General features: G+C 64.4%; 16 protein-coding genes. 11 read left to right on the top strand and 5 right to left on the bottom strand.

All coding sequences use genetic code 11. From position 1 onward, the window contains the following. Position 1: 1 nt before the first annotated feature. Together Harman_RS04240 and srp19 are read right to left on the bottom strand one after the other, a co-directional pair. Complete coding sequence (locus Harman_RS04240; protein WP_137682556.1) at positions 2–229, bottom strand: H/ACA ribonucleoprotein complex subunit GAR1; 228 nt, start codon at positions 227–229, stop codon at positions 2–4. Further along, on the bottom strand, positions 226–504 hold the full coding sequence (gene srp19, locus Harman_RS04235) for a signal recognition particle subunit SRP19 (protein ID WP_137682555.1): 279 nt from the start codon (positions 502–504) through the stop codon (positions 226–228). The genes Harman_RS04240 and srp19 overlap by 4 nt, the downstream gene beginning before the upstream one ends. 122 nt (positions 505–626) lie before the next feature. Between srp19 and Harman_RS04230 the strand changes: the two genes are divergently transcribed. After that, the gene (locus Harman_RS04230; protein ID WP_137682554.1) at positions 627–1,394 is read left to right on the top strand and encodes a CAP domain-containing protein; all 768 of its coding nucleotides are present in this window, start codon (positions 627–629) and stop codon (positions 1,392–1,394) included. A gap of 564 nt (positions 1,395–1,958) precedes the next feature. On the opposite strand, the gene coxB is transcribed toward Harman_RS04230, so the two are convergent. Further along, the gene (gene coxB / locus Harman_RS04225) at positions 1,959–2,720 is read right to left on the bottom strand and encodes a cytochrome c oxidase subunit II (protein WP_137682553.1); all 762 of its coding nucleotides are present in this window, start codon (positions 2,718–2,720) and stop codon (positions 1,959–1,961) included. 142 nt (positions 2,721–2,862) lie between these two features. Between coxB and Harman_RS04220 the strand changes: the two genes are divergently transcribed. From Harman_RS04220 to Harman_RS04200, 5 genes are all read left to right on the top strand, one after another. Next, positions 2,863–4,254 carry a heme o synthase gene (locus Harman_RS04220; RefSeq protein WP_137682552.1) on the top strand — a complete coding sequence of 464 codons (1,392 nt, stop codon included), beginning with the start codon at positions 2,863–2,865 and terminating at the stop codon, positions 4,252–4,254. Next, on the top strand, positions 4,251–4,952 hold the full coding sequence (locus tag Harman_RS04215) for a DUF7546 family protein (RefSeq protein ID WP_137682551.1): 702 nt from the start codon (positions 4,251–4,253) through the stop codon (positions 4,950–4,952). The genes Harman_RS04220 and Harman_RS04215 overlap by 4 nt, the downstream gene beginning before the upstream one ends. A gap of 31 nt (positions 4,953–4,983) precedes the next feature. After that, positions 4,984–5,223, top strand: coding sequence for an Rdx family protein (locus Harman_RS04210; protein WP_137682550.1), 240 nt, complete (start codon positions 4,984–4,986; stop codon positions 5,221–5,223). Positions 5,224–5,474: 251 nt separating this feature from the next. Further along, complete coding sequence (locus Harman_RS04205) at positions 5,475–6,416, top strand: ABC transporter ATP-binding protein (protein WP_137682549.1); 942 nt, start codon at positions 5,475–5,477, stop codon at positions 6,414–6,416. Continuing rightward, positions 6,413–7,153 carry an ABC transporter permease gene (locus Harman_RS04200; RefSeq protein ID WP_137682548.1) on the top strand — a complete coding sequence of 247 codons (741 nt, stop codon included), beginning with the start codon at positions 6,413–6,415 and terminating at the stop codon, positions 7,151–7,153. The genes Harman_RS04205 and Harman_RS04200 overlap by 4 nt, the downstream gene beginning before the upstream one ends. A gap of 20 nt (positions 7,154–7,173) precedes the next feature. Here the strand turns inward: Harman_RS04200 and Harman_RS04195 are convergent, their stop codons facing one another. Further along, a complete protein-coding gene (locus tag Harman_RS04195) occupies positions 7,174–7,713 on the bottom strand; it encodes a protein-tyrosine phosphatase family protein (RefSeq protein ID WP_137682547.1) in 540 nt (179 codons plus the stop codon). Positions 7,714–7,867: 154 nt separating this feature from the next. On the opposite strand from Harman_RS04195, the gene cofD reads away from it, so the two are divergent. The 5 genes from cofD (at position 7,868) to Harman_RS04170 (ending at position 11,435) form a co-directional block, all read left to right on the top strand. Further along, positions 7,868–8,860, top strand: a complete 993-nt coding sequence (gene cofD / locus Harman_RS04190; protein ID WP_137682546.1) for a 2-phospho-L-lactate transferase — start codon at positions 7,868–7,870, stop codon at positions 8,858–8,860. After that, the gene (locus tag Harman_RS04185) at positions 8,860–9,606 is read left to right on the top strand and encodes a tRNA-dihydrouridine synthase (protein ID WP_137682545.1); all 747 of its coding nucleotides are present in this window, start codon (positions 8,860–8,862) and stop codon (positions 9,604–9,606) included. The genes cofD and Harman_RS04185 overlap by 1 nt, the downstream gene beginning before the upstream one ends. Next, positions 9,579–10,442, top strand: a complete 864-nt coding sequence (locus Harman_RS04180) for a triphosphoribosyl-dephospho-CoA synthase (protein WP_137682544.1) — start codon at positions 9,579–9,581, stop codon at positions 10,440–10,442. The genes Harman_RS04185 and Harman_RS04180 overlap by 28 nt, the downstream gene beginning before the upstream one ends. Further along, complete coding sequence (locus tag Harman_RS04175) at positions 10,439–11,053, top strand: DUF447 domain-containing protein (RefSeq protein WP_137682543.1); 615 nt, start codon at positions 10,439–10,441, stop codon at positions 11,051–11,053. Before Harman_RS04180 ends, Harman_RS04175 begins: the two co-directional genes overlap by 4 nt. A gap of 190 nt (positions 11,054–11,243) precedes the next feature. After that, positions 11,244–11,435 carry a 30S ribosomal protein S17e gene (locus Harman_RS04170; protein WP_004516807.1) on the top strand — a complete coding sequence of 64 codons (192 nt, stop codon included), beginning with the start codon at positions 11,244–11,246 and terminating at the stop codon, positions 11,433–11,435. A gap of 63 nt (positions 11,436–11,498) precedes the next feature. Here Harman_RS04170 and Harman_RS04165 read toward each other — a convergent pair whose 3' ends face one another. After that, a complete protein-coding gene (locus Harman_RS04165) occupies positions 11,499–12,560 on the bottom strand; it encodes an Mrp/NBP35 family ATP-binding protein (protein ID WP_137682542.1) in 1,062 nt (353 codons plus the stop codon). Positions 12,561–12,677 lie beyond the last annotated feature (117 nt).

Genomic DNA, 12,677 nt, shown 5'->3' with positions numbered 1-12,677 from the left:
CCTACCGCGCGTACAGGACCGTCCCGACCAGTGCCGGGAGATGTACGTCGTCGTTTGGCGAGACGGCGAGATAGGGACGGTCGACGGGACCGAAGACATCGACGACGGAACCCACGGTGTGTAGTTCCTCGTCGACGACGGCAGTCCCCACGGACGCGTACTCCTCGTCAGGGGCTCGGACGATAGCTAACCCCTGTGCGACCCGCGAGACGGTGCCGATGCGTTTCATTCACGCAGCGCCTGCATGTAGGCCGCCACGGCCCCGAGTAGGTCGCTTTTCGTCGCGTCGTCGGCGTCCTTGACAACGACCCGTCCGCGGGCCTCGTACTCCCGCGGGTACGTCTTGTCCCGTTCGATGACCGCGTCGTAGCCGACCTGCTGGACGGCCTTGGCGATCTCGTCGACAGTCGGCTCCTCGACGGCCAGATCCAGTGGAACGCGACGCCCGTCGCTGCGCGAGCGGTCCGCGTCGAGCGCCACCGGCCAGATAACGTTCTCGACCATACCGGGAGTGGCCGCCCGTGGCATATATGGGTTATCGTCACCGCCGACAGTCGCAAAAATGAAAACCAAATGAACTATATGAAGAATTAAACTTACATGTCTCTGTAATCTATCCGTGGTATATGGTAAAGAAAGGGTTACTTGCTGTCGCTGCCGTGGTACTCCTCGTGGTTCTAGGGACGGGGGTTCTTATTGGCGCACAGTTTGCGGGCGGAACGGCGGAGACGACGGCACAAACAACCGATCCACAGAGTGACGATAACGACGGTTCGACGGCGACAACGAGCAGTAGTACTACGTCAACACCGACGCCGACGCCGGAGGCGAACGGGATGGCCACACCAACCCAAACAGCGGCCCCGAAACAGGAGTCAATTCCGGCACGGGAGTTCAATGCACAGAACATCTCCGACTACATCCGTCAGTATCTCAACGAGGAACGCGAGGCCGCTGGCGTCCCGACGTTCGAATCGGGGCTCAAGACGGAGAGTGATCTCAACGAGATGGCAAAGAGCCACAGCGAGCAGATGGCTATCGAAGGGAAGGCGATCCACAAGATAGACGGTGTCTCCAGCAAGGACCGCTACAAGAGTGCCGGCCTCTACGCCCGGTGTGAGTTTAATTCTGCAGAAGGTGACTACATTGAGGATCCGGACCGGAACAGATTCGAGGCAGTCGAGAAGACGGTTGCCGGACAGCCCTACGAGGAGGGCGGTGAAGAGAAGTTCCATGCCACGGATAAGGCGGTCGCCAGGAAGATCGTCGACGACTGGATGGCGTGGCCGGACTACCGCGAACGGCTCACGCTCCGCAACGCTAACCTCGTCGGTATCGGCGTGAAGATAACCGAAACCGGTAACGTGTACGCGACCGCTAACATCTGCGGCTAACGGCTGGACAGAGTGACTGACACGGTGACCGTTCTGCTGGTCGCGTGTCAGTGAGCGTTGTTTTGCCGCCACAGTCCCACATCTCTGCTCGGTACGCCATGTTTGTCGTCCAATCGAGCACTGTCAGCAGTGCCCACGCTTGCTCTCTGCGGTGAATCGCTCGTATATAGACGCAGGACTCAATCGGCCCGTCGCGGTGAGACCCCAACCAGTACGGATTGCGTCACGGAGAACTGGTCTCGGACCTCGCTTTCTGAGACAGATAGAGCGCCAGGCCGACTATCCCAAACACCTCGTATGCAATACCTCGAATTTTCGGCGAGGGTAGAGTGCCCTTCGTTGCGTCTCCGTAGATATAGTACCCGACTGTCGGCCAGAATACGAGGAGGGACAGACCAGCGCGGACGAGGACGCCGGTGTACTGGGTTCTCCATGGGTAGAAACAGCGACCAGCAGTAAAAGAGACCCGCTACAATTTACAGCCGTATGATGCAGGCAATTCCCGGCCTGCTGAATAACAGACCGTCGCATAACTCGACGACACTCGAAGAGAGAAAGAGCCGCTCAGTTACCGCTCGATTCGGTGCTGTTCTGGGAGCTTTGCTGTTCTGCCAGCCAGCTCTCGTACTCGTCTTGTGGGACGACTTCAACGGTTCCGAGCATGTTAGAGTGGCCCGAGCCACAGTACTCGGCGCAGTAGAGCTGGTACGTGCCGGTGTTGTCGACGTTGGTCCGGATGCGGTTGTACTGGCCCGGGAAGGCGTCTGCCTTCAGTCCGAGTCCCGGGACGTGGAACGCGTGCAGCCAGTCAGTCGATGTCACGCGTATGGCGATGTCCTGGTTCGCCGGAATCTTCATGTTCGTCGTGGTGGTCACGTTGGCCTCGCCATCCCAGCTGGAACCGTTGTAATAGAACGTCCAGCCGTAGCGCTGGGCTTCTACGACGACGTGTTCCGTCTCTCCGTCCTGCAGTGCGGCCTGGTCACCGGCCTCGGCGGTGACGTACGGGCTGGCCATCACCTGGTAGGAGGCGACGCCGACGAACAGGAGAATGATCGCCGTCGCGATGGTCCACGTGACTTCGAGGCGGCGGTTCTCCTGGGTGGGAAGCGCCTCTTCCTGGTTACGGAATCGCCAGACGGTGTAGATGAGAATCCCTTCGACGAGGACCGTAATCGGGATGGCGACGTACAGGAGGTTCATATTCAGCCCCCAGATGAGGCTCTCCGTCGTCGAGTCCTGAATCTGCGCGGCGGCCGGCTCGGCGGCGAGCGCGAGCAACGCCACGCCGAACAGAGCGACCAGACCGGCACGTTTCCGGGTCATGGATTCGGGTTAGGATTTCGGGGATAAATAACTGCTGTCTTCGCCGCAGTCGCCGGATTTTCGGAAAACGCACACCCGAACATCTCCGGACAGAGCCAGCGGAATCGCATGGTCTAAGTGGACAGCACCGAAGTATAGGACAATGGCAGAGAGCCGGACCTTCACCGGATTGCTCGCCGCGACCGCCGTCGGCGTGTACCTGCTGGTTCTCGCCGGGGCAACGACGACACTTACCGACGCGGCGGCGGCCTGTACCACCTGGCCGCTGTGTGATGGCCCGGTCGCGGTGACGAACACGGCTCTGTTAATCGCCTGGGGGCACCGACTCGTCGCGGCAGCCGTCGGACTGCTCGCAGTCGTCACAACTGTTGTCGGGCTGCGGTCCGGCTGTCGCGGTCGCGTCAAAGCGGCTATTATTCTCGGGGTCGCGCTGTATCCGGTCCAGATCGCGCTCGGAGCCTTGGTCGCAACGAGCGGGGGTGCGGCGATGCTCCCCGGCGCTCACCTCGCTGTGGGTATGGGCATCTTCGGCTCGTTCGTGCTGGGTCTGGCCTGGCATCTCGAAGCCGAGACGGGTAGCGACGACGAGGACCCCGTCGAGGACCCGTCGCTCGCACCGGAACCGGTCGACGACACGCCCGACCGGACACCGACGCTGACTACCCGACAGCGGATCGTCGGGACCGCCTTCGCCTACTTCCGGCTAATGAAGCCCCGGCTGATGTGGCTCCTGTGTCTGGTCGCCGCGGCCGGGATGGCACTCGCCGCCGGCCAGACGCTCACCGTCCGGACGGTGCTGCTCACGCTCGGCGGCGGCGTCCTCTCAATCGGCGCGTCGGGGACGTTCAACCACGTGCTTGAACGCGACATCGACAAGCGGATGGACCGGACCTCGGACCGACCCATCGCGACCCACCAGATTCCGGTCCGGAACGCGCTGGCCTTCGGCCTGCTGCTCTCGCTTGCGTCGCTGGGACTGTTCTGGCAGGTGAACGCGCTCGTGGCGGTGCTGGGGCTGACTGCAATCGTGTTCTACAGCGTCATCTACACGCTGGTGTTGAAGCCAAACACCGTCCAGAACACTGTCATCGGCGGGGCCGCCGGCGCGCTGCCGGCGCTCATCGGCTGGGTCGCCGCCGACGGCTCTGTCGGCCTGCCGGGCGTCGTCCTCGCGGTCGTCATCTTCCTCTGGACGCCGGCGCACTTCTACAACCTCGCGCTCGCGTACAAGGACGACTACGAAGCGGGCGGTTTCCCGATGATGCCTGTCGTCCGCGGTGAGACGGAGACACGCAAACACATCGTCTACTACCTCGGCGCGACGCTCATCGCCTCGGGGGTTCTCGGGGTACTCACGTCGCTTGGCTGGCTGTTCGCCGCCACGTCGGCGCTGCTGGGTGCAGTGTTCCTCTGGGCCGTCGTCCGACTGCACCACGAGCAGACCGAAGCGGCAGCGTTCCGGGCGTTCCACGCGTCGAACGCCTACCTCGGGGCGGTCCTGATCGCCATCGTCGTCGACGCACTCGCACTATGAGCACTCCGACAGCGACCTTCAGAGATGCGATCCCGGACACACGCTCGCTGGTGACCTGGGCAGCCGTATTGAACGCGGAGTTCATCCTCATCCTGGGATACGTCGTCAACACGGCGCAGCCGGCAACGGACCCGTTCCTCCTCCTCTTCCCGTTCATCTGGCTCAACATCGCCGGCCTCGTCTTCCTGCGAGTACGCCCGACACTGGCCGACCGCCGGCGAACGCTGCTCAGTGCAGTCATTGCCCTGGGGTATCTGCTCGTGCTGGGGTACGTCGGAGGCGTGTACGGCACCGGCGGCCAGGGGACCGGTTTCCGTCTGGTCACGCAGGCCCCGCCCGGGTTCTCGCCGACGGTCGTGTTCAGCGGCGCGACCCTCAGCGCCGTGCTGATTCCCTGGAAGGTCGCCGGCTACCTGGCGCTTTCCTACCTGGTGTTCGTGACCGTCATCGACGCGAGCGGCGGAGCGCTGGGCGGCATCGTCGGCCTGTTTTCTTGTGTCTCCTGTGTCCTCCCGATTATCGCGTCGATACTGGGCGGGTTCGTCGGCGTCGGCGCGACGCTGTCCCAGGCGGCGCTGGCCCAGTCGTACGGCCTTTCGACGGCGGTATTCGTCATCTCAGTCGCACTCCTGTATGGCGTCCACCGCTTCGACGTGACTGTTGTCGGGCGTCTCCGGTCGCTGGTTGGCCGGCCATAGGACTTTCAGACTGCCGCCCGTGGGGACAGCTATGAGCACTGTCGAAATCGAATACTGCGTCCCGTGTGGGTTCCGCGAACGAGCGATCACCGTCCAGCAAGCGGTCCTGTCGGGGCTAGAGCGGAACCTTGACAGCGTCCGTCTGGTCATGGGTGACCACGGTGTGTTCAGAGTCAATGTCGACGGCGAAACCGTCTACGACAAGGCCGAGAGCGGTTCGGAGTTCGATGTCGACGCTATCGTCCGCGAAATCCGTTCACACGTCGTGTAACACCACTCGCTTAAACGGCTATCTGTCACTTGCACCCACACTGCACACGACAAGCTATTTATTGGTTTGCTGTGACACTATTGACACATGGCGACGAAAACCGAATTCTGTGACCACTGCGAAGACACCCAACCAGTCGTCACGGACAAGCCGTGGCTCCCGGCTGTCTGTCTGCGATGCGGGCGCAACGTGTAACCCGCTGACCGCGCGAGAACGGAACTGCTTTCGGCGACCCGACCGGACGACGGCGCATGGACGAGGTACTGGTCGCGTCGGATGTCGGGCGGCGCTACGGCGATACGGTCGCACTTGACGGCGTTTCACTGACGGCGACCGCTGGGGAAGTGCTCGCGCTGGTCGGCCCCAATGGTGCCGGCAAGACCACGCTCGTGCGGGCGCTGACCGGAACGACGGACGCCACCGGCGAGGTTCGGCTGTTCGGCCAGTCTCCCACGGCGGTCGCCCGCGATAGGATCGGCCTGCTGCCCCAGTCGTTTGACCCCCACGAGCGACTGACAGCGCGGGAACTGCTGGAGTACTACGCCGGCCTGTACGACGACACTCGTGATGTCGAGTCGGTCCTCGACGATGTCGGTCTGGCTGACACTGCCACGACAACCTACGAGAACCTCTCGGGCGGCCAGCAGCGCCGGACCTGTGTCGCCACGGCGCTCATCAACGACCCGGACTTGCTGGTGCTGGACGAGCCGACCACCGGCATCGACCCGGCCGGCCGGCGCGACCTCTGGCGGCTGTTAGAGGGGCTTGCCGACCGCGGCGTGACGATACTCGTCACGACACATTACATGGAGGAGGCCCAGCGGCTCGCGGATCGCGTCGGCCTCCTCGCCGACGGCGAACTCATCGCACTGGATTCCCCGGACCAGCTCGTGGCCGAACACGGCGGCGATAGCCAGCTCATCGTCGACGGGAGTTTCGACGAAGCCGCTGTCTCGGCTATCGATTATCCCGCAGAGATGAAACTGCGGAACGGCCGCCTAGTCGTCTACGGGATTCGTCCGGAGTCAATCGGCAATATCACCGAGCACCTGGGGCAGGCGGACATCGAGTACGACAGCCTCACCTGGAAACAGCCGGACTTGGAGGACGTGTACCTCGAACTCACCGGGACGGCCGTCGGCCAGCGCGGCGAACCCCGGCGGACCGATCCAGCGATAGGTGGTGTCCAATGAGCCGACTGGGCCGGCTCACATCGGAGACGCGTGCGGCGTCGCTTGCCTTCCTTCGACGGCGGACGGCCGTCTTCTTCACGTTCTTCTTCCCGGTCATCATCGTCGTCATCTTCGGCGTACTGGTCCAGACCCAGCCGGGTGGCGGCGGGCTGTTCACGGAGCCGCCGAGCTTCTACGCGCCGGGGTATCTGGCGGTCGTCGTCCTGTTTACGCCGCTCTCGCGCGTCGGCAGTGAGGTGGCCCGCCACCGGGACGGGAACCGCTTTGAGAAACTGGCGACGACACCGCTGACTCGGACCGAGTGGCTGCTGGCACAGACGCTCGTCAACGTCGTCATCATCGGTATCGCCGGTCTCCTGATTCTGGGCTTGATGGTATGGCTGACCGGCGCGACCATCCGTCCCTCTGTCCTGTTGCTCCCCTTTGTCGGCCTCGGTGTCGCGCTGTTCTGTGCCGTCGGTGCGATGCTTGGCAGCCTCGCGGACTCACAGGACGGCGTCATCGCGGCGAGCAACGGCCTGGCGCTCCCGCTGCTCTTTCTCTCGGAGACGTTCGTCCCACAGACTCTCTTGCCGGCGTGGCTGCCGACCTGGCTCTCGCCGCTGACGTACTTCTCGCGGGGCGTCCGTGCCGCGACGACTGGGACCGGTGATGCACTCGGCCCACTCGCCGTGCTCACAGTCTGTGCTATCGTCGGTTTCGTCGTTGGCGCGCGACTCCTCCCACGGACGGATTGAGCGTTCTGAGAGTGATTTTCCTATAAGCGTGCAACGGACGACAGCAGCTCGGCCAGTTCGTCTTCTGTCGCGTTCCCCGATTTGACGGCCTCCTCGGGGTCACGCCCCATCTCTTGGACGGTCTCGATGGCGCGGTCGGGGCCGTAGTCGTAATGATACACCAGCCACGCGGCGAGTACCTGTCCGGTGCGGCCGATGCCGGCCAGACAGTGCACGAGGACCCGTTCCTGTGCGTCACGGGCGTCAACGAGGAACGGCAGAATATCGTCGTGGAGGCGGTCTTCGGGGATGAGTTGGTGGTCGGGGACCGGTACGTGGCGGACTGACGACACGCCGAAGGCCTCCCGGTAGCGCTGGATGTTGGCCCCAGCGTCGTCGAGTTGTCGGCCGGGAAGCAGACAGCAAATCCGCTCGATGTCGTGTGCCTGCATGTGTGTGATCCAGTCGTCGATAGCGTCCTGATGCGTGGCTGCTGTATGCCAGCCTGGCGCACAGGCACCGTAGACGTACTCCTCATTGGAGGTTGCAGGCGCGAAGCGGTGTGGATTCACGATGGGCATAGCACCCGTTGTCCCCGCTATCCGGCGGACCCCCTTCACTCTACCCACCCAGTTCTCAGCTGTGATTCTCCGGATTCGGGCCCGACATCTGTTCTCCAGTTCCGACCGGTAGCAGTGGCCACGTTTATACTGTCAGTTCCCCCTACGTCGAAACATGGTGACGTTTCTCGCCGGCGGGACGGGCACGCCGAAGCTTCTCGCCGGTGCCGACGACGTGTTTTCGCCGGCGGCGACGACTGTCGTCGCCAACACCGGCGACGATATCGAGCTCGGGGGCCACCTCGTCTGTCCGGACCTCGACACTGTTCTGTTTCTGGATGGTGGCGTCCTCGACAGAGAGACGTGGTGGGGGATCGACGACGACACCGCCGAGACACACGCCGAACTGACGCGGCTTGCCGACGCCGCGGGACTAGAGGCGGGACCTCGATACCTCTCCGACGACGCACAGACAGCCGGGCGTGATATCGCTCGCTGGCGGCGCTTTTCCGGCGTCGCGGAGTTCATGCATATCGGTGACCGGGACCGCGCGGTCCACGTCACGCGGACCTCGCTGCTCGACGAGGGCCGAACGCTGACCGAGGTGACGCGCACGCTCGCCGACGCGTTCGGGCTGGACCGGACGCTGCTACCGATGAGTGATGACCCCGTGGCTTCCATCATCCATACGCCGAGCGGCCCGATGCACTTCCAGGAGTGGTGGGTCGGCCGGAACGGCGAGCCGCCGGTCGAGGACGTGGAGTTTCGAGGGTCCGAGGCGGCCGGTGCGACCGACGCTGTCCTGACGGCGCTCGATGACCCGGTCGTTATCGGCCCCTCGAACCCAGTGACCTCGCTTGGGCCAATGCTCGCTATCGACGAGATTGAACGCGCGCTTCACGAGACATCCGTCGTTGCCGTTTCGCCGTTCATCGAGGACACGGTATTTTCGGGACCGGCGGCCGACCTGATGGCTGGCGTGGGGCTGGAGCCAAGCACTGCGGGCGTGAGCGAAGCCTACCCCTTCGCCGACGCGTTCGTCCTTGACGATGCGGATTCGACGCCGCTTGACGTACCGGTCGTCCGAACCGACACCTCTCTCGACGGGGAGGCCGATGCCGAACGGGTGGCCCGCGCCGTCGAAACCGCCCTCTCGGAGGTGGCCTGATGTTCGAGCCGCGAGTCGCCCTCGCGAGTCTGAGCGGCGAGGCCGACGCGTCGTGGGCCCACGCGGTCGAATCTCATGTCGGGTGTGCGTTCCTCGGCGGTATCGCACTCGACGAGCGGACCCGCGAGGCCGCCCGAGCGATGGTCGACCGCGACCGCTCCGAATTTCTGCCCGACGACCCGGTTGCGTTCATCGACGAGCAGTTGGCTACGCTTGCCGACGCGCCGTTGCGTCCCGCGTTCAACGTCCGGAGTGCGACAGTCGATCCTGTCGAGCGTGCCGCCGCTGTCTGTCAGCGCCACGACGCCATCATCGAGATCAACGCCCACTGCCGACAGGACGAGATGTGCGCTGCGGGGGCGGGTGAGTCACTACTCCGGGAACCGGATCGGCTGGCCGAGTTCGTGGAAACTGCGGCGTCGAGGGGGGCGACCGTCTCGGTGAAAGGACGTGCTGAACTCGATGGAGTCTCGCTCCCAGCTGTCGCCCAGGTCATCGAGGACGCCGGCGGTGACATGTTCCACATCGACGCGATGGACTCGGAGCCGGTCGTCGACGACGTGACCGGTGCCACCGACCTGTTCGTCGTTGCGAACAACGGTGTCAGGGGCCGGAAGACAGCACGAGAGTACCTCTCATACGGCGCGGACGCGGTCAGTGTCGGGCGGGCGAGCGACGACCCCGAAACGCTCCACGCCGTCCGAACGGCGACGAGTGAGTGGTTCGCTCAGGAGGTGTCCCCGTGAGCGAGCGGTCGGTCGCACAGAACGCCCAGCTGGCACTGTTGCTTGAGGTCACCGGCACGCCAAAGCCCGGCAATGTCGACCGCGAGCGGGAGTACGACGACCTCCGGTTCGAGCATTTCATGGCCGGCGCTGTGGGTGTACGGTCGGGACTGGATCGGGCGGCCGCTGGTGACCCTATCGGTCCCGCATTCGAGACAGCCGTCGACGGGATGGCTGGCCAATCAGCCGGGAACACTCAGTTTGGAGCCTTGCTGGTACTCACGCCGCTGGCGGCCGCAGCGAGTGATGGGCGACTGTCGCCATCTGGTGTGGACGCCGTGGTCCGTGAGACGACCGTCGACGACGCGGCGGCGTTCTATCGGTCCTTCGAGCACGTCGACGTAGCCGTTGACGACCCACCGGACGGGCTGGAACCGCTCGACGTTCGCCGCGGGAGCGACGCGATTCCGGAACTCCGGGCGCGTGAGCTGACGCTGTTCGACGTGATGGCGGAAAGCGCTGATGTCGACGGCGTGGCGGCTGAGTGGGTGTCCGGCTTCGAGCGCGTGTTCGAGGCCAGCGAGATGTTGCTGGATGGGTCGGGACCCGTTGCCGACCGCGCGTCTGACGTGTTCATTGAGCTTCTCGCAGACGAGCCGGACACGTTCATCGTCACGCGACAGAACTGCGATACTGCCGCGGAGGTTCAGCGGCGGGCACAGGCCGTTCTCGACGGTGAGGAGGATGCGACGGCGCTCGCCGAGGAGTTTGTCGAGCGGGACATCAACCCCGGAACGACCGCTGACCTGGTTGCGGGCGCGCTGTTCGTCGCGCTGGAACGGGGGCTCGACGTGTGACCGACGACTCGCCGCCACATGGCGCTGACGCACAGACAGCGTGGCCCGTCGCCCTTTCCGGCGTTACTGAGACGGTCGTCACCACGCTGGGGCCAAACGAGCGCTGGAACGTCGCCGCGCTGGGTGTCCATGCGCCCGACGGTGACGGACCAGCCACGGCGACGACGTGGGGCCGGACCCGGACCTGGCGGAACTTCCGGGAGAGTGGTGGCGGCTACGTCCAGTTCACGCGCGACCCGGTGGACTTCGTCGAGGCGGCGCTGTCGGTCCGCGAAGAGGACGAGCCAATCCTTGACAGCGCGGACGCGTGGGTTGAGATCGAGGTTGAGCAGCGCGACTCCGGAACAGAGGGCGATACACAGTGGGTCGAGTGGGCGCTTCATCCTGTCGACAGCGCCGCCGAACGGCGTGTCGTCCCGACGACGAACCGCGGCCACGCCGCCGTCGTCGAGGCAACGGTGGCGGCGTCGCGGCTGGACGTGCCGAGCTACGACCGCGAGACGCTGCTGGAGCGGCTCGCGTACTTCGAATCCGTGGTCGAGACGGCCGGCAGCGAGCGCGAGCGAGCGGCATTCCAGCGCGTTCGTAAGCTAGTCGACGCCGAGTGGTAGCAACTTCACACGGAATTGGGGGCGAACAGGCGACACACCACAGTCAGTGACAGGCTGTGTCACACTCCTGCGGGACCTGCCACAGCGACGGTCAGCGCACGGCAGCGGTTGGTTCCGTCCCTCCTGATAAACGTTCGCGTGCGGGGTCTGTTCCGAACCCTTTTTGAGTGCGACCAAGCAAGTAGCGCGCATGGCAATCAAACCCGCCTACGTCAAGAAGACCGGGACGCTCCTCATGGAGCGATACCCCGACGCCTTCGGTGCCGACTTCGAACACAACAAGGATGTCGTCGAGGAACTGACCAACATCGAATCGAAGGGTGTGCGCAACCGCATCGCCGGCTACGTCACCCGGAAGATGAACAACCCCGTCGAAGCGTAACGCGGTTCTTTCTCTCTGTCTCTCGCGGTCCCTGAGCTGTTGCTATTTCTGACTCTCGGACTGCTACTGCTCGGGCTGGGCAGCCTGACTGTCGCTTTGTCGTTTCCGGTGGATGATGCCCTGCATGTTAGCGGTACGGGCGGCGATGTCGCGGAACGACTCGCCGACATCGCTGTTCTCGTCGAGGACGAGCGGTTCGCCAGTAGCGCCGCCCTCTCTCACTTCGGGATCGAGCGGAATCTCGCCGAGGAACGGCATCTCCGTCTCGTCGGCGAACTCGCGGCCGCCACCGCTGCCGAAGATATCGTGCGTGCCACCACAGTCCGGGCAGACAAACGAGGACATGTTCTCGACGATGCCCAGTACCGGCGTCTCGTGGCGGCCGAACATCCGCAGGCCCTTTCGGGCGTCGTCGAGGGCGACTTCCTCGGGCGTGGTGACGATGACGGCCCCGGAGACGGGCACCTGCTGGAGCATCGTCAACTGCGTGTCGCCGGTCCCCGGCGGCAGGTCAACGACCATGTAGTCGAGTTCACCCCAGAGCACGTCGTCCCAAAGCTGCGTGAGGACGTTGTCGACCATCGGGCCGCGGAAGATGACCGGGTCGTCCTTGCCGACGAGGAAGTCCATGCTCATCAGCTTCATCCCGTGTTTCTCGACCGGGATTATCTCCTCGTCCTCTGTCGCGCGCGGCTGCTCGTCGGCGTCGAGCATCCGCGGGACGTTCGGACCGTACACGTCGGCGTCGAACAACCCGACGCGGGCACCGAGTCGTGAGAGGCCGGCGGCGAGATTGACTGCGACCGTCGACTTGCCCACGCCACCCTTACCTGAGGCGACCGCGATGACGTTCTTGACCTGCGGGAGCGGGTCTTCAGCCTCTGGGACCCCGCGGTCGACGCTCGCGGAGAGGTCGATCTCGCGGTCGATGTCGCCCAGCGCCTCGCGGACCTCGTTCGCCATGCTCGTCTCCGTCGGCGAGTACGGCGCACCGAGCGCCAGGTCGATGCTGACTGCCTCGTCGGTCACGTCGACGCTGTTGACCAGCCCGAGCGACACGATGTCGGCTCCCAGATCAGGGTCCTCGACCGTTCGCAGGCGCTCGCGCACGTCATCTGTATTCATGCCCAGGAGTAGGTCCCGGAGGTGCGATAAGGATTGTGACACCGCAAACGCGGCGGCCTTCGCTTGGATTCGCCGGCCAATACCGGAAATTCCCGGGTTCCCGCGTGCGCACAGCAG

It is taken from the genome of Haloarcula mannanilytica, from assembly GCF_005406125.1.
In the GTDB taxonomy this organism is placed as follows: Archaea; Halobacteriota; Halobacteria; order Halobacteriales; family Haloarculaceae; genus Haloarcula; species Haloarcula mannanilytica.
The sequence above is the reverse complement of the archived record's forward strand: the minus strand, read 5'-3'. Positions and strand labels throughout refer to the sequence as shown.

What these genes read in the sequence shown, in the direction of transcription:
- Harman_RS04170 (WP_004516807.1), top strand. Translation starts at nt 11,244, where the DNA reads ATGGCAATCAAACCCGCCTACGTCAAGAAGACCGGGACGCTCCTCATG.
- Harman_RS04205 (WP_137682549.1), top strand. Translation starts at nt 5,475, where the DNA reads ATGGACGAGGTACTGGTCGCGTCGGATGTCGGGCGGCGCTACGGCGAT.
- Harman_RS04185 (WP_137682545.1), top strand. Translation starts at nt 8,860, where the DNA reads ATGTTCGAGCCGCGAGTCGCCCTCGCGAGTCTGAGCGGCGAGGCCGAC.
- srp19 (WP_137682555.1), bottom strand. Translation starts at nt 504, where the DNA reads ATGGTCGAGAACGTTATCTGGCCGGTGGCGCTCGACGCGGACCGCTCG.
- Harman_RS04200 (WP_137682548.1), top strand. Translation starts at nt 6,413, where the DNA reads ATGAGCCGACTGGGCCGGCTCACATCGGAGACGCGTGCGGCGTCGCTT.
- Harman_RS04230 (WP_137682554.1), top strand. Translation starts at nt 627, where the DNA reads ATGGTAAAGAAAGGGTTACTTGCTGTCGCTGCCGTGGTACTCCTCGTG.
- coxB (WP_137682553.1), bottom strand. Translation starts at nt 2,720, where the DNA reads ATGACCCGGAAACGTGCCGGTCTGGTCGCTCTGTTCGGCGTGGCGTTG.
- Harman_RS04220 (WP_137682552.1), top strand. Translation starts at nt 2,863, where the DNA reads ATGGCAGAGAGCCGGACCTTCACCGGATTGCTCGCCGCGACCGCCGTC.
- Harman_RS04195 (WP_137682547.1), bottom strand. Translation starts at nt 7,713, where the DNA reads ATGCCCATCGTGAATCCACACCGCTTCGCGCCTGCAACCTCCAATGAG.
- Harman_RS04215 (WP_137682551.1), top strand. Translation starts at nt 4,251, where the DNA reads ATGAGCACTCCGACAGCGACCTTCAGAGATGCGATCCCGGACACACGC.
- Harman_RS04165 (WP_137682542.1), bottom strand. Translation starts at nt 12,560, where the DNA reads ATGAATACAGATGACGTGCGCGAGCGCCTGCGAACGGTCGAGGACCCT.
- Harman_RS04240 (WP_137682556.1), bottom strand. Translation starts at nt 229, where the DNA reads ATGAAACGCATCGGCACCGTCTCGCGGGTCGCACAGGGGTTAGCTATC.
- Harman_RS04210 (WP_137682550.1), top strand. Translation starts at nt 4,984, where the DNA reads ATGAGCACTGTCGAAATCGAATACTGCGTCCCGTGTGGGTTCCGCGAA.
- cofD (WP_137682546.1), top strand. Translation starts at nt 7,868, where the DNA reads ATGGTGACGTTTCTCGCCGGCGGGACGGGCACGCCGAAGCTTCTCGCC.